General features: G+C 70.7%; 21 protein-coding genes and 1 tRNA gene. 11 read left to right on the top strand and 11 right to left on the bottom strand.

What is annotated here, in order from left to right; translation table 11 throughout:
- Nucleotides 1–100: 100 nt before the first annotated feature.
- The gene (locus tag ACPYO6_RS02190; RefSeq protein WP_425713254.1) at nt 101–535 is read right to left on the bottom strand and encodes a VOC family protein; all 435 of its coding nucleotides are present in this window, start codon (nt 533–535) and stop codon (nt 101–103) included.
- Between the two features lie 118 nt (nt 536–653).
- On the opposite strand from ACPYO6_RS02190, the gene ACPYO6_RS02185 reads away from it, so the two are divergent.
- The 6 genes from ACPYO6_RS02185 (at nt 654) to ACPYO6_RS02160 (ending at nt 7,075) form a co-directional block, all read left to right on the top strand.
- A complete protein-coding gene (locus tag ACPYO6_RS02185) occupies nt 654–1,487 on the top strand; it encodes a MurR/RpiR family transcriptional regulator (protein ID WP_425713253.1) in 834 nt (277 codons plus the stop codon).
- A 136-nt stretch (nt 1,488–1,623) separates the two neighbouring features.
- The gene (locus tag ACPYO6_RS02180) at nt 1,624–2,802 is read left to right on the top strand and encodes an ABC transporter substrate-binding protein (protein ID WP_425713252.1); all 1,179 of its coding nucleotides are present in this window, start codon (nt 1,624–1,626) and stop codon (nt 2,800–2,802) included.
- A 23-nt stretch (nt 2,803–2,825) separates the two neighbouring features.
- The gene (locus ACPYO6_RS02175; protein ID WP_425713251.1) at nt 2,826–4,637 is read left to right on the top strand and encodes an ABC transporter permease; all 1,812 of its coding nucleotides are present in this window, start codon (nt 2,826–2,828) and stop codon (nt 4,635–4,637) included.
- Nucleotides 4,638–4,690: 53 nt separating this feature from the next.
- On the top strand, nt 4,691–5,947 hold the full coding sequence (locus ACPYO6_RS02170; protein ID WP_425713250.1) for an ABC transporter ATP-binding protein: 1,257 nt from the start codon (nt 4,691–4,693) through the stop codon (nt 5,945–5,947).
- Entirely contained in the window at nt 5,947–6,579 is a 633-nt protein-coding gene (locus ACPYO6_RS02165) for a histidine phosphatase family protein (RefSeq protein ID WP_425713249.1), read from the top strand. The genes ACPYO6_RS02170 and ACPYO6_RS02165 overlap by 1 nt, the downstream gene beginning before the upstream one ends.
- A gap of 76 nt (nt 6,580–6,655) precedes the next feature.
- Complete coding sequence (locus ACPYO6_RS02160) at nt 6,656–7,075, top strand: hypothetical protein (RefSeq protein ID WP_425713248.1); 420 nt, start codon at nt 6,656–6,658, stop codon at nt 7,073–7,075.
- A gap of 60 nt (nt 7,076–7,135) precedes the next feature.
- Here the strand turns inward: ACPYO6_RS02160 and ACPYO6_RS02155 are convergent.
- From ACPYO6_RS02155 to ACPYO6_RS02135, 5 genes are all read right to left on the bottom strand, one after another.
- A tRNA-Val gene (locus ACPYO6_RS02155) sits at nt 7,136–7,212 on the bottom strand.
- Nucleotides 7,213–7,276: 64 nt separating this feature from the next.
- The gene (locus tag ACPYO6_RS02150) at nt 7,277–8,284 is read right to left on the bottom strand and encodes an ArsA family ATPase (RefSeq protein ID WP_425713247.1); all 1,008 of its coding nucleotides are present in this window, start codon (nt 8,282–8,284) and stop codon (nt 7,277–7,279) included.
- Nucleotides 8,275–8,553, bottom strand: coding sequence for a cory-CC-star protein (locus tag ACPYO6_RS02145; RefSeq protein WP_425713246.1), 279 nt, complete (start codon nt 8,551–8,553; stop codon nt 8,275–8,277). The genes ACPYO6_RS02150 and ACPYO6_RS02145 overlap by 10 nt, the downstream gene beginning before the upstream one ends.
- Entirely contained in the window at nt 8,550–10,256 is a 1,707-nt protein-coding gene (locus ACPYO6_RS02140; RefSeq protein WP_425713245.1) for a carbon starvation CstA family protein, read from the bottom strand. The genes ACPYO6_RS02145 and ACPYO6_RS02140 overlap by 4 nt, the downstream gene beginning before the upstream one ends.
- Before the next feature lie 215 nt (nt 10,257–10,471).
- Nucleotides 10,472–10,888: a DUF3052 domain-containing protein gene (locus ACPYO6_RS02135; RefSeq protein ID WP_425713244.1), complete on the bottom strand. Its 417-nt coding sequence runs from the start codon at nt 10,886–10,888 to the stop codon at nt 10,472–10,474.
- Nucleotides 10,889–11,118: 230 nt separating this feature from the next.
- Here ACPYO6_RS02135 and aceE point away from each other — a divergent pair, with 230 nt between their 5' ends.
- A complete protein-coding gene (aceE, locus tag ACPYO6_RS02130; RefSeq protein ID WP_425713243.1) occupies nt 11,119–13,860 on the top strand; it encodes a pyruvate dehydrogenase (acetyl-transferring), homodimeric type in 2,742 nt (913 codons plus the stop codon).
- A 290-nt stretch (nt 13,861–14,150) separates the two neighbouring features.
- On the opposite strand, the gene ACPYO6_RS02125 is transcribed toward aceE, so the two are convergent.
- Nucleotides 14,151–14,894, bottom strand: coding sequence for a DUF6318 family protein (locus ACPYO6_RS02125; protein WP_425713242.1), 744 nt, complete (start codon nt 14,892–14,894; stop codon nt 14,151–14,153).
- A gap of 383 nt (nt 14,895–15,277) precedes the next feature.
- On the opposite strand from ACPYO6_RS02125, the gene ACPYO6_RS02120 reads away from it, so the two are divergent.
- From ACPYO6_RS02120 to ACPYO6_RS02110, 3 genes are all read left to right on the top strand, one after another.
- A complete protein-coding gene (locus tag ACPYO6_RS02120; RefSeq protein WP_425713241.1) occupies nt 15,278–16,315 on the top strand; it encodes a hypothetical protein in 1,038 nt (345 codons plus the stop codon).
- A 117-nt stretch (nt 16,316–16,432) separates the two neighbouring features.
- A complete protein-coding gene (locus ACPYO6_RS02115) occupies nt 16,433–16,780 on the top strand; it encodes a TlpA family protein disulfide reductase (RefSeq protein ID WP_425713240.1) in 348 nt (115 codons plus the stop codon).
- Between the two features lie 140 nt (nt 16,781–16,920).
- Nucleotides 16,921–17,538 (top strand): hypothetical protein, encoded by a 618-nt coding sequence (locus ACPYO6_RS02110; protein ID WP_425713239.1) that lies wholly within the window; start codon nt 16,921–16,923, stop codon nt 17,536–17,538.
- Between the two features lie 150 nt (nt 17,539–17,688).
- Here the strand turns inward: ACPYO6_RS02110 and ACPYO6_RS02105 are convergent, their stop codons facing one another.
- On the bottom strand, nt 17,689–18,327 hold the full coding sequence (locus tag ACPYO6_RS02105; RefSeq protein WP_425713238.1) for a TetR/AcrR family transcriptional regulator: 639 nt from the start codon (nt 18,325–18,327) through the stop codon (nt 17,689–17,691).
- A gap of 67 nt (nt 18,328–18,394) precedes the next feature.
- On the opposite strand from ACPYO6_RS02105, the gene ACPYO6_RS02100 reads away from it, so the two are divergent.
- The gene (locus ACPYO6_RS02100; protein ID WP_425713237.1) at nt 18,395–19,012 is read left to right on the top strand and encodes a DUF1772 domain-containing protein; all 618 of its coding nucleotides are present in this window, start codon (nt 18,395–18,397) and stop codon (nt 19,010–19,012) included.
- An 11-nt stretch (nt 19,013–19,023) separates the two neighbouring features.
- On the opposite strand, the gene ACPYO6_RS02095 is transcribed toward ACPYO6_RS02100, so the two are convergent.
- The 3 genes from ACPYO6_RS02095 to ACPYO6_RS02085 form a co-directional block, all read right to left on the bottom strand.
- Complete coding sequence (locus ACPYO6_RS02095) at nt 19,024–19,899, bottom strand: hypothetical protein (RefSeq protein WP_425713236.1); 876 nt, start codon at nt 19,897–19,899, stop codon at nt 19,024–19,026.
- Complete coding sequence (locus tag ACPYO6_RS02090; protein ID WP_425713235.1) at nt 19,896–20,624, bottom strand: DUF6318 family protein; 729 nt, start codon at nt 20,622–20,624, stop codon at nt 19,896–19,898. Before ACPYO6_RS02090 ends, ACPYO6_RS02095 begins: the two co-directional genes overlap by 4 nt.
- 278 nt (nt 20,625–20,902) lie before the next feature.
- Nucleotides 20,903–21,565: a hypothetical protein gene (locus tag ACPYO6_RS02085; protein ID WP_425713234.1), complete on the bottom strand. Its 663-nt coding sequence runs from the start codon at nt 21,563–21,565 to the stop codon at nt 20,903–20,905.
- Nucleotides 21,566–21,618 lie beyond the last annotated feature (53 nt).

Below are 21,618 nucleotides of genomic sequence, written 5' to 3'. Positions count from 1 at the left end.
CGGCATCCGAATCAACGACGTTGAACGTCCATCGAAGACGGCCGCCCCAGACCGCACCCACCACAAGTCGGAACCTCTCGCGCGTCGCACCCGCGAGCGCTCACGCCGGGATGTCGATCGTCCCGTCCTCGGCGACGGGGAAGAACGGGTTGTGCGCGACCTCCCACAGGTGGCCGTCCGGGTCCGCGAAGTAGCCCGAGTAGCCGCCCCACTCCATCACCTCGGGCTCCTTGACGAGGCGGGCACCGACCCCGACGGCGTGGGCGAGCGCGGAATCGACCTCCTCGCGCGAGTTCACGTTGAGCGCCAGCGTGACGCCCCGGAACACCGGCGGCGGGTCCGGCACCAGGCCGACGTCAGCGGCGAGGTCCGCATGGCCGAACAGTCCGACCCACGTCCCGGACGTGCGGAACCACGTGATCCCCGCGTCGGCATCTCCGCGCTGCTCCCACCCGAGCGCGCGGTAGAAGTCGATGCTCCGCGCGAGGTCGCCGACTCCGAGCGTGACGATGACAAGATTGGCAGGCGTACTCATACCCCCAGTCTTCACGCATGCGGTCCCGGACGGAACGCCGGATGACCATCCGGCGAACAGCAAGAGAACTTGCACAGATTCGCTTCTCAGCAATGTTTCTTGCGGATACGGTGGATCCGTGAGCTTCCAGGACCACGTCGACGCGCATCGGGACGACCTCACCCCGTCGGACCGCATCCTCGTCGACGAGCTGCTCTCGTACCCGGTCGAGGCACCCCTGTGGAGCGGCGAGGAGCTGGCCCGCCGGGCCGGCGTCCACCCCGCCGCCGCCACCCGCCTCGCCCAGCGCCTCGGGTACGACGGCTACCTCCGGCTGCGGGACGACCTCCGGCAGTCGCACGCGTCCGCGAACGCCGGGGCGGGAGACCGCTTCCGGATCGAGCTGCAGGAGACCGGCGAGCAGTCGGTCCTCGAGCAGCTGCTCACCACGGAGCTGGAGACGTTGGCCCAGCTGTGCCGGCACGTGCGGCAGCCCCAGCTGGACGCGCTCGCCGACCGGATCGTCGGCTCGCGCACCACCTACCTCTTCGCCCGCGGCAACGCCTCCGTCCTCGCCGAGCTCATGGAACGGCGCCTGCGCCGGTTCGGCATCCGCACCGTCGTCGTCGAGGGCACCGGCCGCGACGTCGCCGAGCGGGTCCTCACCATGGGCGCCGACGACACCGTCCTGACCTTCGCCTTCCGTCGCCCGCCCCGGCACCTGGTCGAGCTCCTCGCCCACGCCGAGCGGGTCGGTGCCACCACCGCGCTGGTCACCGACACCCTGCACACCCTGACACCGGCCCCATCGACCGTCCTGTCCGCGCCCCGCGGCCACCAGGAGGGCTTCGCCTCCCTCAGCGTGCCGATGGCCATCGCCAACGCGCTCGTCCTCACGATCGCCCGACGCCACGACGCCGCCCTGCTCCCGACCCTCGACGCCCTCGACGGGCTCATGTCCGACTTCGACTGAGCCTCACCCCGCCGTCGTCCCGTCCCCGGCGACGCCCGCGCCGACGCCCTCGACGCCGGCAAAGCCCGGCTCCACGCACCTCCCACCGCACCCGTCCCTGCCCCGCCCTGCCCGAAAACTCCCCGAAGGACTCCTCATGCGCACGAAGAAGCTGGTCCCGATCGCCCTGTCCCTGCCCGTCCTGCTCACCCTGGCCGCCTGCGGCGGGGGCACCACCGAGGCCGCCGAGGACTCCGGCGAGGCCGACACCTCCGCCGCCGACGAGCTCGACTCGCTCAGCCACGACGAGCTCGTCGAGCAGGCGATCGAGGAGGGTGAGGTCACCGTCTACTCGTTCACGTCCCGCATCGCCCAGGTCGAGGAGGCGTTCGAGGCCGAGTACCCCGAGATCGACTTCGTCGGTCACGACATCTCCTCGACCGAGCAGATCACCCGCCTCCAGGCCGAGGCTCAGGCGGGCTCCCCCTCGGCCGACGTCGCCTACATCTCCGACGCGCCCGTCGTCCTCACGGAGCTCCTCGAGGACGGCATCCTCACGAACTACGTCCCCGAGCGCGTGGCGGACTCGGTCCCCGAGGAGTACGCCGCCCCGCTGCTCGCCAACCGGCTGTCCACGAAGGTGCTCATGTACAACGAGGAGGCCTTCCCGGACGGCAGCCCGATCACCAACCTGTGGCAGCTGACCGAGCCGGAGTGGAACGGGCGCGTCGTCATGGTCGACCCGGCCGTGCGCGGCGACTACCTCGACCTCATGACGGAGATCGTCGCGCAGTCCGACGCGATGGCCGAGGCCTACGAGGCCCACACCGGCGAGGCCCTCACCCTCGACGACGGGATCGAGAACGCCGGCCAGCAGTTCATCTCCGACCTCTACGGCAACGGTCTCGTCCTCGTCGACGACACGGACAACGTCAACGCCGCCGTCGGGGCGACCGGCCAGGAGGACCCGCCCGTCGGTTTCACCTCCTACTCGGACCGCCGCGACAACGAGGAGGAGGGCTGGGCGCTCCAGGTCTCCACCGGCACCGAGCCCGCCACCGGCATCACGTTCCCCGCCTACCTCGGCGTCGTCGAGGAAGCGGAGAACCCCGCGGCGGCGCGGCTCGCGATCGACTTCCTCATGGGCGACGACTCCGCGACCGGCGGCCCCGGCTACGAGCCGTTCTACGTGGCCGGCGACTACCCGGTCCGCGAGGACATGGACGCACCCGAGGGCGCGGTCTCGATGGAGGAGCTCGCCGCCTGGGACATCGACCCGGAGGCCACCGCCGAGATCCGTTCCGACGTCGCCGACTTCCTCATCACCCTCGGCTGACGATCGACCTCGAGGGGACCACCATGACGACGGCGAACCCCGTCCCGGACCGGACCGACCCGCGGACGACGCAGGACGGCCGAGGCCGCCGGGCCACCGCCCGGCTCCGGCTCGCGCTGCGCCGCCCCACCGTGGTGCTCGGCCTGGGCACGCTGCTCGTCCTCGTCGTCCTCGTGGTGGCCCCGCTCGTCGGGCTCGTCAACACGACGCTCATGCCCGGCAACCGGGAGGCGTGGACCGACGTCCTCGCCTCCCCGCTCTCGGAGAATCTGCTGTGGCGGCCCCTGGGGCACTCGCTGCTCATGGGGGCCGCCACGGCGGTGCTCTCGACCGTCGTCGGCGGGTTCCTGGCCTGGGTGGTCGTCATGACGCGCCTGCCGGGGCGCTCGATCCTCGGAGTGCTCGCCACGATCCCGTTCGCGCTCCCGAGCTTCGCGCTCGCCCTGGCCTGGGAGTCGGTGTTCCGCAACGACCTCGTCGGCGGCTCGACGGGCCTGCTGTGGAACCTCGGGATCGCCGTGCCCGACTGGCTCGCCTGGGGCCCGGTCCCCGTCGCCCTCACGCTGACCGGCCACTACTTCTCGCTGTCCTTCATGCTCATCGCCGCCGCCCTCGCGTCCGTGGGCGGGGACCTCGTCGAGGCCGCCGAGATGACCGGTGCCTCCACTCTGCGGGTCGCGAAGGACATCGCCCTGCCCGCCGTCGCCCCGGCCATGGTCTCGGGCGCGCTGCTCGCGTTCGCCGAGGGGGTCTCGAACTTCGTCACCCCCGCCCTGCTCGGGCTGCCCGTCCGCTTCCACACGCTGTCGACCCGGCTGTACGGGTCGATCACGACCGGCGAGACCGCGCGCGGCTACGTGCTCGCGCTCGTCCTCATCGTCGTCGCGGCGATGATCATGTACGCCTCCTCGCAGGTGACCCGCCGCCGCAGCTTCGCGACCATCACGGGCAAGGGCGCCCGGCGCCGGGGCGTCGTGCTCGGCCGGTTCGCCGGCCCGGTGGGCGCTCTCGCCTGGCTCGTCGTCGCCTGCACGACCGTGCTTCCGGGACTCGTCCTCGTGCTCAGCTCCCTGACCCGGCGGACCAACGACTTCACGTCCGGCTTCACGCTGCACTACTGGGTCGGTGGGTCGGACCCGTCGATGGCGCAGGGCCAGCCGGGGATCCTCAACAACCCCCAGATCATCGACGCGACGGGCAACACCGTGGCGCTCGGGGTGTGCGTGGCGATCGGCGCGGGCGTCCTCGGCCTGCTGATCAGCTACGTCGTCACGCGCTCGAGCCGGCCGAGATGGCTCGTCGGCTCCCTCGACGTCGTCTCCTTCCTCCCGTTCCTCATCCCCGGCATCGCCCTCGGGGCCGCGTTCATCGCCCAGTTCGGCGCGCCGATCGGGCCGCTGCCGAGCCTGTACGGCACGTTCGCGCTCCTCGTGCTCGCGGGCATCGCGGCGACGATCCCGTTCGCCGTCCGCTCGGGCACCGCGGCGATGAGCCAGGTCTCCACCGACATCGAGGAGTCCGCGACGATGGCGGGAGCCGGCCTGTTCCGTCGGCTCGGCTCCGTCATCGCCCCGCTCACGGCGCGCGGCCTGTTCACCGGCGGCGTGCTGGTGTTCGTCCAGATGGTCCGCGACCTCTCGCTCGTCGTGCTCCTCGCCACCCCCGCACTGCCGGTGCTGGCCGTGCTCACCTACCAGTACTCGTCGGAGAACTTCACCCAGCTCGCGAACGCCGTGACCGTGGTGATCGCCGCCCTCTCCGTCGGGGCCACCCTCCTCGCCCGCCGGCTCGAGGGAACTACCCAGCCCTGGTCCGCCCGGACCACGGACTCATGACACCGCCGCCCGCCCCGGGCCGACCGCTCCCCCGACCGACCGAAGGACCCCGCGTGCCGGACACCGCCACCGACCACTCACCCGCCACCGACGAGGCAGCCTCCACCGAGGGGGCGCCGACGGGCACGACGCCGACCACCGGCACCTCTTCCCGCGAGGGCGCCGCGGGGACACCCGGCTCGGGGACGCTCAGCGTCACCGGGCTGCGCAAGGACTTCGGGCCCACCGCCGCCGTCGACGGCATCTCGTTCGAGGTGCCGGCCGGCTCCTTCCTCGTGCTGCTCGGCCCGTCCGGGTGCGGCAAGACGACGACCCTGCGGATGCTCGCCGGGCTCGAGGACCCCACCGGCGGCGAGATCGCGTTCGGCGGACGGGTGGTCGCCCGCGGCGACGGGACCGTCGACGTCCCGGCCTCGCGCCGCGGGGCCGGGCTCGTCTTCCAGTCCTACGCGCTGTGGCCGCACCGCACGGTCCGCGGCAACGTCGACTGGCCGCTCAAGGTGGCGAAGTGGGGAGCCGACCGGCGCCGCGCCCGGGTCGCCGAGGTCCTCGCCCTGCTCGGCATCACCGAGCTCGCCGACCGGTACCCCGGCGAGATCAGCGGCGGCCAGCAGCAGCGCGTGGCGATCGCGCGGATGATCGCCCCCGAGCCGGAGATCCTCCTCTTCGACGAGCCGCTGTCCAACCTCGACGCCAGGCTGCGCGTCGACACCCGTAGCGAGCTCATGCGGATCCACCGCGCGACCGGCGCCACGAGCGTGTACGTCACCCACGACCAGGTCGAGGCGATGACGATGGCCACCCACGTGGTGCTCATGAAGGACGGCCGGATCGAGCAGTTCGGCACGCCGCTCGAGCTGCTCCGCACCCCGCGCACCGCCTTCACCTCGACCTTCATCGGCACTCCCCCGGCCAACGTCGTCGCCTGCAGCGTCTCCGCCGGGCGGATCGTCCACGGCGCGAGCGGCATCGACCTCGGCCCGGCGCCGGCGGGGCCGGCCGACGGCGAGCGCGTTCACGCGATGTACCGCGCGACCTCGGTGGCGCTGGAGACCCCGGAGCCCGACGACGACGCCCACGCCCGGTCGCTCTCCCTGTCCGGCGTCCTCGCCGACCAGGCGCCGCTGGCCGACCGGTGGGTCGTGGGTGTCGACGTGCCGGGCGCTGGCCGGATGAGCGTCGTCCGCGCGGCGCCCGCACCGATGCTCCCCGGCGACGACGTGCGCCTCGTCCTCCCCGACTCGCCGGACGCCGTGTTCAGCCCCGACGGCGTGGTCGTCGGCGCACCCGCGACGACCGGGAACGCCTGATGCGGCTGCTCCTCGTCCGGCACGGCGAGACGGCCTGGAACCTCGAGCGGCGCCTCCAGGGACAGCGCGACATCGGGCTCTCCCCCACCGGTCGCGAGCAGGCCCGCGCGCTCGCGGGCGCCGTGCGGCGGATGGCACCGGAGCACGTCGTCTCGGCCGCGCTCCTGCGGGCGCGCGAGACCGCCGAGCTGCTGGGGACGACGCCGGACGCCGTCGACGAACGCCTCAACGAGGCGCACCTGGGCGAGTGGGAGGGCTGCCGGTCGGCCGACGTCCGCGAGGCGGACCCCGACCGGTACGCCGGGTGGCGTGCGGGCAGCTACCGGCCTCCGGGGGCCGAGGCCTTCGAGGCGCTCACCGGGCGGGTGGTAGCCGGCGTCGACGACGCCGTACGCGCAGCCCATGCGCGCGGCGCGACCTCGGTCCTCGTCGTCACGCACGGCGGGCCGATGCGTGCCTACCTGCGGGCCGCCGTCGGGCTCGACCCCGACCGGACGGTGCACAGCCTCCCGGCGAGCCTGACGACGATCGACCTGGATCCCGCTGCGGGCTCACCCAGCTGCTGCGGCACCGCGCGGCTGCGGCTGTTCAACTACTCGCCCACGCTGTCACCGCTCGAGCCGCCGGACTGAGCGGCGCCGACGAACGCGGGAGCGACGGTTAGTGTGAAGCGACCGCACATCCACTGAACGGGAGATCGGCAGACCCATGGCATTCAACGCACTCGCGAACATCGCCCTGCGCGCAATCCCCGGCGCCTTCATCCTCAACTCGGGGATCGGGAAGCTCGGGATGGACGAGCAGACCGCCGGGTACGTGCAGGCCGAGGCGGCGAAGGGGATCCCGCCGCTGGGGTCGATGGAGCCCGAGCAGTTCGGCAAGCTCCTCAGCTACGGGGAGATCGGCGTCGGTGGCGCGCTGCTCGCTCCGTTCGTCCCCAACCGGCTCGCCGGGCTCGCGCTCGCCGGCTTCTCGGCCGGCCTGCTCAGCATCTACTTCCGCGACCCGGAGAAGACGGTCGCCGACGGCGTGCGACCCTCCGGCGAGGGCACGTCGCTGGCGAAGGACTCCTGGATGATGGCGATCGCGATCGCGCTCATCGCCGGAGGCTCGCGCAAGCAGTCCTGACCGGCCTCGCGGGTGCGCCGCGTGCCTGCGTCCACTCCGCGGACGGGAGCAACCGGCAAGTGGTGGGCCCGGCCGGGTTCGAACCGGCGACCTACGCGGTGTAAACGCGGCGCTCTGACCAGCTGAGCTACGGGCCCAGGCGAAGCCTAACCGCCCGGGCTCGGCGAACCCGCCGACCGGGCCGTGCCGGACATCCGCGCGTCATCGGCTCCCCGCGTCCTTCCCCGCCGCCGCGATCAGTTCCGAGAAGCTCGCCACCCGCTCCGCGCCGACGACGTCCTCCGGCAGGAGCGGCAGCTCGACGAACGGAAGGTGCGGCAGCGCCTCACGCACGGTGTCGAGGTGCAGCTCCTCCTGCGCGCGCCGCCGCGCGAGCAGTCCCGACGCGTCGCCCGGCGAACGCTTGTTGACCACCAGCCCACCGATGTGGACACCGGATCGCAGGAGCTGGCCGTAGAGCTCGATCGTCTCGAGGACGGGAAGTCGCTCTGCTGCCAGCACGATGACGAACGCGGTCCGGTCGGCGTCGGTGAGCAGGTCGCGCAACCGGGCGAACCGGGTGCGCCGCCGCAGCAGGATGCGCCGCACCTCATGGTCGCGCTCGGCCCGCCGATCACGCCGGGTACCCGTGCCGACGATGCTCTCGGACGCACCGTCGTCGTCGAAGCCGCGCAGGGCCGCACCGAACCGCGCGGACCGATCCTGCCTGCGCAGCAGTCCGTCGGTCCACGCGGTCATCATCTCGGGCAGTGCCATGAGCCGGGAGGTGTGACCGGAGGGCGCGGTGTCGAGGACGACGAGGTCGTGGTCGGTGTCCTCGAGCACCTCGGCGACGCGCTCGAGCACGGCGGCCTCGTGGGTGCCAGGGGCGTCGCGGGCAAGGGCCAGGTGCTTGTCGACCTCGCCGGAGAGGTGCTCCGGCATGAGGCGGCGCATCGTGTGTCCCACCGCCGTCAGGTGCTCGTCGGTCGTGCGGCCGGGATCGATCTCGAGCCCGTCGAGCCCGGGCGCGAGCTCCACGGTCCGGTCGCCCACCGGCACCTGCCAGAGGTGGCCGAGGTTGTGGGCCGGGTCGGTGGACACGACGAGGACACGACGGCCGGCACGCGCCTGTGCCAGTGCGACACCGGAGGCGACAACGGTCTTGCCGACGCCGCCCTTGCCGCCGACGAACAGCACGCGTCGCCCGGCGGCGAGCTCTAGCAGCACGAGAGGTGGTCCAGCGGTGAGCGATCCATGCCCATGCGGCGGTGCCAGTCGTGGAACCGTTCGTACATCACGGGCACCAGCTCGATCGTGTAGTAGCTCGCCGGGTTGGGCACGCCGAGCATCTCGCCCAGCACGATCATCATGAACAGGTCGTCCTCGTCGCGCTGCGCGCGGGCGAAGGTCCGGCGGTAGGGCGCCACGTAGAACTCGCGCAGGCCCGCTGCGAGCCGGGACCGCGCGGCGCCGCGTCCCGAGGAGGCGTCGGTCATCGGCCGGCGTCACTCCCCGCGGCGACCGACGGCTCGTCCTCGTCGACCTCGGCGGGACTCCGGCGGGCACTGCTCATCGCGAGCGTGGCCTCGAGGATCACCCAGAGCGCGGCGACGATGATGATGAGGTCGAGGACCAGCAGCAGCCAGTTGCCGGAGCTGTAGAACGTGCCCACCTGCACGATCGCGGCGTACAGCGACATGACGAACACGAAGACGAGCGGGATGAGGACAGGGAGGACCGGGCGCCGCTTGCGCAGCAGCATGACGGCGATGATGGACAGCGTGAGCCCGGCGAGCAGCTGGTTCGTCGTGCCGAACAGGGGCCAGATGACCATGCCACCGGTGCCGTCCGCGCCCGCGCCGAACGCGAGGCCCATGCCCACGGCGAGCACGACGACCGTCGCGATCGCCTTGCCGAGGCGGAGACCGGCGAGCTCGAGCGACTCCTGGACGACGAATCGCTGCAGCCGGATCCCGGTGTCCATGGTCGTGGCCGCGAACAGCACAGCCATGGTGGCGAGGATCGTCGCGCTGAGTCCCGACGGGATGCCCAGGCCGGCGTTCATGATGCCGCTGCCGCCCTCGACGAACGCGGCCACGCCGCCCTCGTTGAAGGCGGAGTAGACGGCCTCCCAGTCGGCGAGCGTCCGGTAGCCGGCGGTGGTGGCGATGATCGCACCGAGCGCGAGCAGGCCCTCCCCGACGGCACCGAAGTACCCGACGAACCGTCCGTCCGTCTCCTTGTCGAGCTGCTTGGCACTCGTGCCCGACGAGACGATCCCGTGGAAGCCGGAGATGGCACCGCACGCGATCGTGACGAAGAGCAGCGGGACGATGCTCGGGGTGCCGTCGGGGACGTCGTTGTTGAAGGCCGGGGCGACCAGCTCCGGCGAGGCGATGAGCACCGACGTGTAGAGGATGCCGAGGCCGATGAAGAGCTGCAGTCCGTTGATGTAGTCGCGCGGCTGGAGGAGCACCCACACCGGCAGGACCGAGGCCACACCGGCGTAGAGGAAGAGCACGACCACCCAGAAGGCCTCCGGCGAGAGGCCGAGGATGCTGTCGGGCAGGACGATCGGGAAGTTGTCACCGAGGATGATGAGCGAGTAGAGCGCGACGACGCCGATGATCGACACGACGACGAGGTTGAGCTTCCAGCGGTAGATCGCCTGGCCGACGACCAGCGCGACGAGGATCGCCCCCCAGACCGGGATGACCGCCGTCGGCGTGGCGACGAGCAGATCGGAGATGACGACGGCGAAGGCCGCGTTGACCATGAGCAGCAGCAGGAAGATGACGACGAGGAACAGGTTGCGGCCGCGGGCACCGATGTACCTGCCGGACAGCGTCCCGATCGACTGGCCCTTGTTCCGGACCGACGCCCAGAGCGCGCCGAGATCGTGCATGCCCGCGAAGAAGACGGTGCCGAGCGTGACCCAGAGGAAGGCCGGCAGCCAGCCCCAGATCACTGCGACCGCCGGGCCGACGATCGGCGCCGCGCCGGCGACCGAGGTGAAGTGGTGCCCCCACAGCACGAACTTGTTCGTCGGGACGAAGTCGACCCCGTCCTCCATCTCGTGCGCCGGCGTGACGAAGCTGCGCCGGAGCCGGTAGACACGGCTCCCCAGGAACCGGGAGTAGAGGACGTAGCCGGCCAGCACCATGGCGATGCCGATCACCGCAAGGATCACCGAGTTCACGAGTACTCCGATCGTCGCCGTCGACGTCGGGAGGCGGGACCCCCGCTCCCGTCATGCAGTCGGCACACCGTATCGGATCCGGTCCCGGGCGGCGCCGAACCGCACGGGCGCCGCGCGGCGCCGGGCCGTCCTGCGGTCGACCGGCCACGAGCCGCGCCACGCCGACGACGCCCGCCCACCGCGCGCCGGGCGTCGTCGTCGGGCGTTCGACCCCGTTACTTCCCGCGCGAGCGGGAGACGACCTGCGTGCCGGACCACTCGGCGCCGGCGGAGACGGCCGAGGTGGCGTTCATGCCGGCGATCTGCGCGGCCTCGGAGATGTCCGCCGGGCCCACGTGCTCGGGCGAGGTCGGCTTCGGGGTCAGCACCCAGATCGTGCCGCCGTCGTCGAGGTTGGCCTGGGCGTCGACGAGCATGTCGGTGAGGTCGCCCTCCTCCGCGTCTGATTTGCGCCACCAGATGATCGCGCCGTCGCACACGTCGGAGTGGTTCTCGTCGACGAGCTCGGTGCCCGTCTGCTTCTCGACGGCCTGCCTCAGCCCGTCGTCGGCGTCGTCGTCCCACCAGAACTCCTGGACGACCTGGCCGGGCGCGAACGCTCCGGCGACTGCCTCGTACGCACTGGCGTGCACAGCCCGACTGCTCCTCCCCGGGCTCGCGCCCGACCGATGCGCCCCCGGGGTCCCGGGGGCCGCGTCGACGAACCGGCTCGGCGACTCGTCACCCCGCACGGTATCGGGCATCTCACCTCCTCGGGTGCAGGCGAAGCGGTGGGCCGCGACTCACGGGGCGGCCTACGATGGTCGGGCCCATATGCAGGCGCCGGACGTTCTCGGCGCACACACCCGGGAAGTGAGATGACGTGACTGCCACTGATCACGGTCGGCCGCTGATCGACGGCCTGCTGAGCCAGGTACCGGACATCGACAAGGACGAGACCGCCGAATGGCTCGAGTCCCTGGACGGCCTCATCGACGACCGGGGCGGTCCGCGGGCCCGGTACATCCTGCTCAACCTGCTGCGTCACGCGCGGCGCCGGGACATCGCGGTCCCCGGCAACCTCACCACCCCGCACGTCAACACCATCGGCGTCGAGAACGAGCCCTACTTCCCCGGCGACGAGCAGGTCGAACGGACCTACCGCGGCTGGATCCGCTGGAACGCCGCCGTCATGGTGGCGCGGGCCCAGAAGCCGGACGTCGCCGTCGGCGGGCACCTGTCCTCCTACGCGTCGGTCGCCACCCTGTACGAGGTGGGCCTCAACCACTTCTTCCGCGGCAAGGACCACCCGGGCGGCGGTGACCAGATCTTCTGGCAGGGCCACGCCTCGCCGGGCAACTACGCCCGCGCCTACGTCGAGGGCCGCCTGTCCGAGGCCGACATGGACGGCTTCCGCCAGGAGTACAGCCACCGCGAGGACGGGCGGGGCCTGCCCAGCTACCCGCACCCGCACCAGATGCCGGACTTCTGGGAGTTCCCCACCGTGTCGATGGGCCTGGGCCCCTCGGGCGCGATCTACCAGGCGTGGTTCAACAGGTACCTCGCCGAGCGCGGCATCAAGGACACCTCCGACCAGCGCGTGTGGGCCTTCCTCGGCGACGGCGAGATGGACGAGCCCGAGTCGCGCGGCATGCTCCAGCTCGCCGCCCACCAGGGGCTCGACAACCTCACGTTCGTCGTCAACTGCAACCTGCAGCGCCTCGACGGGCCGGTCCGCGGCAACAGCCAGATCATCCGTGAGCTCGAGTCGTTCTTCCGCGGCGCGGGCTGGAACGTCATCAAGGTCGTGTGGGGCCGCGAGTGGGACGCGCTGCTGCAGGCGGACAAGGACCGCGCGCTCGTCAACCTCATGGACTCCACCAACGACGGCGACTACCAGACGTTCAAGGCCAACGACGGCGCCTACGTCCGCGAGCACTTCTTCGGCCGCGACCCGCGCACGAAGGCCCTCGTCAAGGACATGACGGACGACCAGATCTGGGCGCTCAAGCGCGGCGGGCACGACTACCGCAAGATCTTCGCCGCCTACACGGCCGCCACGAAGCACACCGGCCAGCCGACGGTCATCCTCGCGCACACCGTCAAGGGCTACGGCCTGGGCCCGCACTTCGCCGGGCGCAACGCGACGCACCAGATGAAGAAGATGCAGGTCGCGGACCTCAAGATGCTGCGCGACTCGATGCGGATCCCGATCAGCGACGAGCAGCTCGAGGACCCCTACGACGCGCCGTACTACCGGCCCGCCGACGACGACCCGACCCTGCAGTACATGCTCGAGCGCCGCCGCCAGCTCGGCGGCTACCTGCCCGAGCGGCGCGAGCCGAAGCCCTCCCTCGAGATGCCGGGCGACAAGCCGTTCGAGGTCCTCGCCAAGGGCTCGGGCAAGCAGGAGGTCGCCACGACGATGGCGTTCGTCCGCCTGCTCAAGGAGCTCATCAAGGACAAGGGCATGGGCCGGCACGTGGTGCCGATCATCCCGGACGAGGCCCGCACCTTCGGCCTGGACTCCATCTTCCCGACGGCGAAGATCTTCAACACCTACGGCCAGAACTACACGCCGGTCGACGCCGAGCTCATGCTCTCCTACAAGGAGTCCGAGCAGGGGCAGATCATGCACACCGGCATCAACGAGGCCGGCTCGGCGTCGCTGCTGCAGGCCGTCGGAACCTCGCACGCCACCCACGGCGTGCCGATGATCCCCGTCTACATCTTCTACTCGATGTTCGGGTTCCAGCGCACCGGCGACCAGTTCTGGGCCGCCGGCGACCAGCTCGCGCGCGGGTTCGTCATCGGCGCCACCGCGGGCCGCACGACGCTCGCGGGCGAGGGCACCCAGCACATGGACGGCCACTCCCCCGTGCTGGCCTCGACCAACCCGGCGTTCGTCCACTACGACCCGGCGTACGGCTACGAGATCCGGCACATCGTCCGCGACGGCCTGCAGCGCATGTACGGCGAGGACGACCGCGACCCGAACGTGCTGTACTACCTCACGGTGTACAACGAGCCGCTGCAGCAGCCGGCCGAGCCCGAGGACGTCGACGTGGAGGGCATCCTCAAGGGGATCCACCGCATCTCGGCGGCCGAGGGCGACGGCCCGTGGGTGCAGCTGCTCGCCTCCGGCGTCGGTGTGCCGTGGGCCGAGCACGCCAAGGAGATCCTCGCGCAGGACTGGGGCGTGCGGGCCGGAGTCTGGTCCGTCACCAGCTGGTACGAGCTGCGCCGCGAGGCCCTCGAGGTCGAGAAGCACAACTTCCTCAACCCCGAGGACCAGCGCGTCCCGTACGTGACGACGAAGCTCGACGGCGCCGGTGGCCCGTTCATCGCGACGTCCGACTACGAGCACCAGGTGCAGGACTCGATCCGCCAGTGGGTGCCGGGCGACTACCACACGCTCGGCGCGGACGGCTTCGGCTACTCCGACACCCGCCCGGCGGCCCGCCGGCAGTTCCTCATCGACTCCCACTCGATGGTGGTCAAGGCGCTGCAGGCCCTCGTCAAGCAGGGCTCGATGGACGCCTCGGTCGTCCGCGAGGCGATCGAGAAGTACGACCTGCTCAACCCGAAGGCCGGCCAGTCCGGCACCGCGGGCGGCGACGCCTGACCCAGATCCTTCGACGTGAAGGGGCGCTCGGCTTCGGCCGGGCGCCCCTTCGCCGTCGCGTCGTCGAGATTGCGGTTCGTCGTCGTCGAGATTGCGGTTGGTGCGCGCCCCAAGTTGGTCGAGAGTGCGGTTCAGCGCCACCCGCGTCATCGAAACTGCGGTTCGTGCACGCCGAGACTGCGGTTGGTGCACGCCGCGCGTCGGTCGAGAGTGCGGCTGAGGCGCGCCTCCTGGCACGGTCGCTCGAGAGCGCAGGCGGGGTTCGTCGTCGTCGGCCGGGTGAGGCAGCCTCAGATCTGGACGCCCGATTCCCAGACCCACCCCTGTCCGTCCCACCGCATCCCGATGGCGAGCATGGACGAGTAGGGCCTCACAGTCTCCACGAAGCCACCGACGCTGTCCACGATCGTCCGCTCGGGCTCGGTCAGCTCAAGGATGACGCCCCACTCCGAGTCGGTGTCCCCAGGTTCGGGCACGATGGAGTGCACCTCGGCCTCGAAGTCCTCGTCATAGGTTCCGCGGATCGACCAGGTCGTCCATGCGTCGATGCGGCCCGAGCAGTAGGTGCAGTCGGGGCCGGAGAGGGCGGCCAGCGTGTCGGGGACGAGCGTCTCGTACCCGTGCTCGAGGACCTCCATGAAGTACTCGGCGGCGGCGATCGCTCCCGCCTCGGAGTTTTCGTCGTACGCGGCGGGAGGCGTCGGGGCGGGGCGGCCACGGCGCTCGAGCTCCCAGGCCGTCCACTCGACCTCGTCGACGGACACGGAGGCGGGGTCGTCGGACCGGGGCTCGGAATCGGTGGGCGTGTCCTCGGTCGGGGGTGATTCGGTCGTCGGGGACTCGGTCGTGGGCGTGTCGGTCGTCGGCGTGTCCGTGGCCGGCGCCTCGGCGGTCGGGGGCGCCTCGACCCCCTCGACGGGTGGGACGACTTCTCCTCCCTCGCAGGCGGCGAGCGCGGCGGATCCGAGGAGCAGTACGGGGACGATGGCGAGCAGGCGTGGGGCGGGCGTGCGGGGGGACAGCGTGCGGGACATGGCGACCTCGTGGTGTGTGCATGCGGGTGCAGGGAGCGTCGACGGGTGCGACGGAGGTCGGTGCGGCCGGCGGGGGCGGGTCGCAACGGCGGACGAACGAGCGCGACGCCGAACGTCCCGGGCAGTCGTTGATCAGGAGGCTCGGCAGCACGCAATCAACCAGATGTCGCGCGTCCGCGGAAGGGGCAGTCGTGCCCACTCGGACCGCGACCGGACGAGACCTGCCCGACGACGACGATCCTCCGGCGCACCTGTCAGGGCTGCTCCGACCGCGCTTGTGGAGAACCGGTACGGCGCGTCGCCGTCATTCATACGCTGAACGCGCCGGCGACCCCCGACCGGTCCGGACGTCCCCCCGACGCCGAACGATCGAGGAGACCGACGTGACCGTCGAGCAGCACCCGTCTGTCCCAACCGCGCCACGGCCGTCCCGGCGACGGCGCCGTGCTGCCACGTCCGCAGTTGTGCCGGCGGTCGCGCTTCTGCTCGGTGCCTGCGGCGGTGCGCCGGGAGGCGACGACGATTCCGGGTCCGGTGTCGTGATGGGTGTCGACGCGTCGACGACAATCGGTGCCGAGGCAGACTCCATCGTGAGGTTCGAAGGGCAGACCGCCGCAGTCGAGGTCGGTCGGGAGTGGACACAACCGAAGGACACCCTCAGCCGCACCCAGCGGCAGGCCGCACAACTACGGCTTCCCGACGGTCACACGTCAGAGCTGGGTCCGAGCTTTGCTCGCGGGCCGGTCGACGAGGACGACGTTGGCCCCTACGTCTCGATCGAGATCGCGGAGGACTCGCCACTCATGCACGTGCCCGACGGACTCACTGTTGAGGGAGCCGACACAGACGAGTTGCTCGCCCTGGCCGACGGCGCCGTGGCTCACGCATCGCAGTTCGTCGTCGAGGAAGCGGTCGACTCCGAGGTGAGACGTAGTGATCGGCCTCGCGACCTGCGTGACTGGATCAGCCGGAACAGATGGCGCTTCTCCCCAGGATTCTCCGACCAGGTCGCAGACGGCCTCGAGGCCTACGGTCTGCTGCCGATCCACCATTACATTTCGCCGAGCATGGAGGGCATCGATCATCCGCATTTGATACCCGATCTCGACGAGGTTGTGGGCTTTCCTGACGAGCCCCGGGTCACCGACCTCAGGGTCGAAGTCACCGACGTGTCCGTCTATACGGAACCGGGATTCGAACCGACCTTCATGGTCGAGCACGAGATCACCTACGGGACCCCGCGGTGTGCGACGCCAACCTGCACCGCACTCGCCATCACGTCCTGGGCCGACACGCGCAGGACCCAGCTTCTATCGGACGGGGACACGTGGCACATCACGGGGTACAACACAGCAATCAACTGGTCAGTACAGGACGTAGCCGAGCAACCTGAGCTCGAACCATTCGCCTGGGTCAGCTGACCGGTCCGACCCACACCGGGCGTTCTCCTCGCGAGGAATTCCTGTCGCCCCTGACGGTTGACCCTGAGGGAGCGCGATCCGCGCCCGCCCGCCCGTCGACGAGGAGCACGACATCGCATGAGCACGCCACCGGCCGGGACGACCGTCCTCACCGCCGAGCTGCTCGGCATCCGCGGACGGCTCGGGACGCGCGCCACGCTCCTGCAGTTCTCGTCGAACTTCTGCGCTCCGTGCCGGTCGACGCGGGGCCTGCTCTCCTGGGTGGCCGACAGGGAGCCCGGCGTGCGGCACGTCGAGCTCGAGGTCACGCAGCACCTCGACCTCGGTGAGGCTCTCGGCGTCACGCAGACGCCGACGTTCTTCCTTCTCGGGCCCGACGGCGCCGTGCTTGCCCGTGAGGACGACGTTCCGCGGCTCGCAAAGGTACGCGACCTCCTCGAGCGGCTCGTTCCTGCGAGCACGTAGCGCGGGCAGCGGGCAGCGGGCAGCGGGCAGCGGGCAGCAGGCAGCAGGCCGACCCCACCGGCGGAACCGAGCGCGAGACACTGGAACGGCTGCCCGACTGCAGGGCGGCCGACCCCATCGCCAGAGGGACGGAGACCGGATTGAACGACGTCGTCGTGGGTGCGCTCGCCCTCGTCATCGGCCTGCTGCTGTGCTTCCGCGGGCGCGGAGCCATGCGGATCCTGCTTGCGCTGTGGGGTGCGCTGATCGGATTCGGGCTCGGCACGGTCGTGGTGGCCGAGATGTCCGGCGACGGGTACCTCGCGACCACAACGGCCTGGGTGGTCGCCGTCGTCCTCGCACTGGTCTTCTCCTGGCTCACGTTCGCCTTCTTCTCGATCGCCGTCGTCCTCGGGTTCGCCTCGATGGGATTCGTGGTCGGGCGGAGCGTCGCGGGCGCCCTGGGCGTCGACGAGCCGTGGATGGTCATGGCCGTGGGCGTGGCCGGCGGCATCGTCCTCGGGCTCATCGCCGTCGTCACCGACATGCCCGATCTTGTGCTCGTCGTCGTCAGCGCGCTCGCCGGCTCGAGCGCCGCGGTCGGCGGGCTCATGCTGCTGCTCGGCACGGTCGACCTCGACCGGTACGGCGACACCCAGTTCGCGGTCGTCGACCAACCGCTCTGGTACGTCGGTCAGCTGGCCCTGGCCGTTGTCGGCATCATCGTCCAGGTCCGCCGCACGCGTCGCGCGCGCTCGATGCGCCAGGCCTGGGGATAGGGCCGAGACACGTTGTGCGTGTGGCGTCATGTCGCCCTGGCATGACGACGCGGCTCGCCGCCGACGTCACAATCCTTCCGGGGCGCAGCCCGGACCACCACCGCCGGCCGGCGCAGCCCCACCCCCGGCCCCCGACAGAGCCGCGACTAGCTACGTAGACGTGAGCACGAGGAACCGTTCGACCGCACTCTCGGCCGTCGCCCCGATCTGCGCAGGAGTCGGCCGGTCCTCCCCGAGGAGCACACGGATCTGGGTGTCCTGGACCGCGAGTCCGTACAGGAGCCGGAACGCGTCCGCCGGGTCGCTCACCCGGAGGACGCCCGCTGCGCCCAGCCGCGCGAGGTACGACTCGACGATCGGGCCGACCCGGTGGCGACCACCGGCGAGCAAGACCTCGGCCAACGACGACGACGCCATGGCCGCCCGGTTGAGCGCCACCGACTCCGCCCCGGTCAGGAGCGTGAGCTGCGCACGCACGTACCCGGTGAGCGTGGCACGAGCGGACGTAGGCGTGGGGGCGGCGTCCGCGGCGAGGACGTCGGACACGGCTGCCGCCGCGGCGTCGGCATTGGCCTCGACGACTCGGGCGAGCAGCTGCTCGACGCCGCCGAACCACGAGTAGATCGTCTCTTTCGACGCACCCGCACGCGTGGCGATCGCCTGGACCGTCAGTCGTTCGTAGCCGATCTCGACGAGGACCGCGCGTGCGGCGTCGAGGATCTCCACCTCGCGGCCCGCGCGGGCGGCGGCGGGTAATCGGCCCACGCGTCGGTTCGTCGTCGTCGGCATGTTGACAACCGTACTACCCGGTTCCATTATTGGAACCGAACTCGTGCGTTCCGATCTTGGAGTCGACATGTCTGCTCAGGTCCCGTCCGACGCCCGTACCGACCACGTCTCCCTCATGTCCCACGACTCAGGTGCCGGGGCGGTGCCACCAGGTCGCATGCGCACCGCGATGATCTGCGCCGTCGCCGCGGTCGTCCTCGGCGCCGCGATCTTCGGATTCTTCTTCGCCTGGGTGTGCTCGACGATGTGGGGCCTCGACGCCGCAGATCCTCGCGTGGCGATCGCCGCGATGCAGGCGATGAACGACTCGGTCCAGAACGCGGTCTTCTTCCCGGCGTTCTTCCTCACCCCGGTGGTCATGGCGGCGGCCGCCCTCCTCGCGCGCCGATCCCGACGTCCGCGGGCCGCGGCGTACCTCCTCGCCGCCGGGCTCGTCTACCTGGCCGGCGGACTGCTCCTCACGATGCTGGTCAACGTGCCGATGAACGAGGAGCTGGCGGGGGTATCGGTCCCGCAGGACATCGCGGAGGCCGCGCGAGTCTGGTCGGACTACTCCGGCAGCTGGCAGTCGTGGAACGTCACGCGCACCGTGTTCAGCGGGATCGCCGTCGCACTGGCGACGATCGGCGTGCATGCACTCGGTCGCGGTCCGCGGGCAGCGTCGGGGGTCGCTGCCACGCAGTAGTTCCCGCGACCTCAGCAGCGGTCGTGGACCGCACACTCCGGCACGAGTCGGACCTGGCGTTCCCGCACCTCGAAGGCCTGCGTCCGGGTGGTGATCGGGATGGTCCCGTCAATCGCTTCCCAGTCGCCGCCACCCACTCGGAACTCCGCCTCCCACAGCGTCGTCAGCTCGACGTGAATGGACTCGTGCCCGTCGGGATACGGGTAGGAGACCGTGTGCTCGGGGTACGGGGCGCCCGGGTCCGAGGTGACGAACGGGTGCGATCCGTCCGTCGGGTCCCACTCGAACTCGAGAGGGCTGAACCGCACGTCCACCTGCTGGCCGAGGAGGTCGGCGCTCACCGTGTGCTCAGACGCGGTCGTCCACAGCAGGACCGGCATGTTCGCCAGCTGCCACCGGCCGTCCATCATCGCCTCCCCGGTGTTGACCAGCAGGCTCGCCGCCTCCGAGCGCGTGAGAGTGACCTCGACGGGGTCCGCGCCGGCCGGGACTTCCTGTGGGACTGCCGCCGGGCTGTTCGCCCCCAAGGGCAACCTGTACGGGCACGTGCTACCCGTTTCAGCCTCGATGATCACGCATTGCCCGAGGAACCGCCCTGTTTGCCCGACCTGCGTCTTTCCGTCACCTGTCCTCACATGTCGGCGCACAGCTTCTCGCAAGGGCCCACGGGCCGCGATACTGCCGACATCTTCTTCGATGTTCTGACCTCGCTCCGCCACCGGAGTAGACGACCGCAGCTGCTCAAGGGCAGCAAGATCGACTCCGTCATCGGAGGTACCTGCACTGATACCTCGATCATCGCCATCGACAGCACTTGCGGAGCCCACTCCCAACGTCAGCATGACCACCATTCCAACGAACCCAAGCCTCGTGGATTTCCTCATCACGACGCGGACTCTTCGGATCCTGGCGTGTATGCACCGGCTTGCAGCACCCATTTACCGTCGGTGTGGCTGAGAATGATGTGCATGGTGAATGATTCCGGTTCCACATGCTCGATCTCATCACCATTGAAATCTACGACCGAATAAGCCTCTTCTTCGCCTCGAAACTCGACGATCCAATCAGGGTGGTCCTCGGTCGGCGCACCAACCTGCGACTCATCAACCCGAATAACGTACTGGTCGACATAACTACCCTCGATAGCGTTTTGTATGCTCGAGTCCACGAGCGAGGAGCAGTATCCGCAGTCCGCACCAGAAACAGCTTCGAACGATTCAGAAACTCCCGTCTCGACCATGTGCTCGATGAGTTCCACGAAGTAGTGGGCCGCCGCGAGCGCACCGGCCTCGCCGTCGTCGTCCATCTCAGGTGGTGGCTCCGGCTCCGGACGCTCACGCCGCTCGAGCTCCCACTCGGTCCACTCGATGTCGTCGGTGCTCGCCTCGGCGCCGTCGGTCCCGGACTCACGTCCACTCGCGGACTCGGACGGGGTCTCGTCGTCGGACGCGGTCTCCCCCGACTCGGACTCGTCATCGGGCCCCACGTACACCGGTGGTCGCTGGGTCTCGCTCGCGTTGTCGTCGTCGCCGCCGCATCCGGTCAGCCCGAGCGCACCGACGAGCAGCAGCGCAGCGAACCGACACGGATGGCGCCCCCCTGGTCGCGTCATGTCGCCGAGGCTAGCGTCCGCCGTCACCGGTCGGGCGGCTACCGCTCCTCCTGTGCATAGCTCGGACTGTCCACCCCGGTCAGTACTCGCAGCCCCATCCGCGCGTCGCTCGCGGTTCCACTACGCCGAGCCATCGATGTGCTTGCACCGCACTCTCGACATCAGCAGGGCGAGCAACGGGCGCGCCTACACCGCACTCTCGACCAGATGGTCGGTCGTGCGAGATCTCCCAACCGCAATCTCGACGTGCACCAACCGCAATCTCGACGAACGGGGTGCTACCTCTGAGGGCGGGCGTCGCCGAGCACCGACCGGAGCTCGGTCACCGCGGCGGCGCTCTCCTCGTCCTCGCGCGCGCCGATGAGCTCGAGGTACCGCTCGGCGTCCTCGTACCGCTCGGACTCGATGGCGGCCAGCACGATCTGCCGGCCCGCGGCGGGCACGTGCCGCTCGGCGTCCCAGTGGGCGGTCGCCAGGGCGTGCGCGTGCGTCGGGTGACCGGACTCCCGGAGCACCCACAGCGACTCGGCCAGCGCGAGCCCCGTCTCCTCGCGGGCGCACGCCGCACCGAGCCGGCGGTTGGCCCCGTCGAGGTCGTCCTCGACCGAGAGTCGGGCGAGCTCGATGAGCGGGTACCACGCGTTCGGGCGACCGGCGAGCTCCTCGGCCAGCGCCCACACGGCGAGGTCGGCGGACCGCGGGTCGGACTGGGGCACGTCCGCGGTCAGCGGGTCGGCGGCCCGCACCTGGGAGCCGTGGCGGCGCACGATCTCGGCGAGCTCGTTGAAGGCGACGGTGTCGTTCGGGTCCTCCTCGAGCCGCGCGCGCAGCTCCTCCTCACGGGGGTCGGAGTCCTGGTCGGCGGCGTGCCGGTGGGATCCGTGGTCGGTCGTGGCGAGCAGGAGTGCAAGCAGGAGAGCAGGGCGGCGCACGAGGGACATGTCCGCCAGGATAGCGGCCGGGCCCGATCCCGCCCGCTGGGAGCCGGACCGCG

The organism is Georgenia sp. Z1344 (assembly GCF_049856295.1).
Taxonomy (GTDB): Bacteria; Actinomycetota; Actinomycetes; order Actinomycetales; family Actinomycetaceae; genus JB111.
This window is presented reverse-complemented; position numbering and strand designations above follow the sequence as displayed.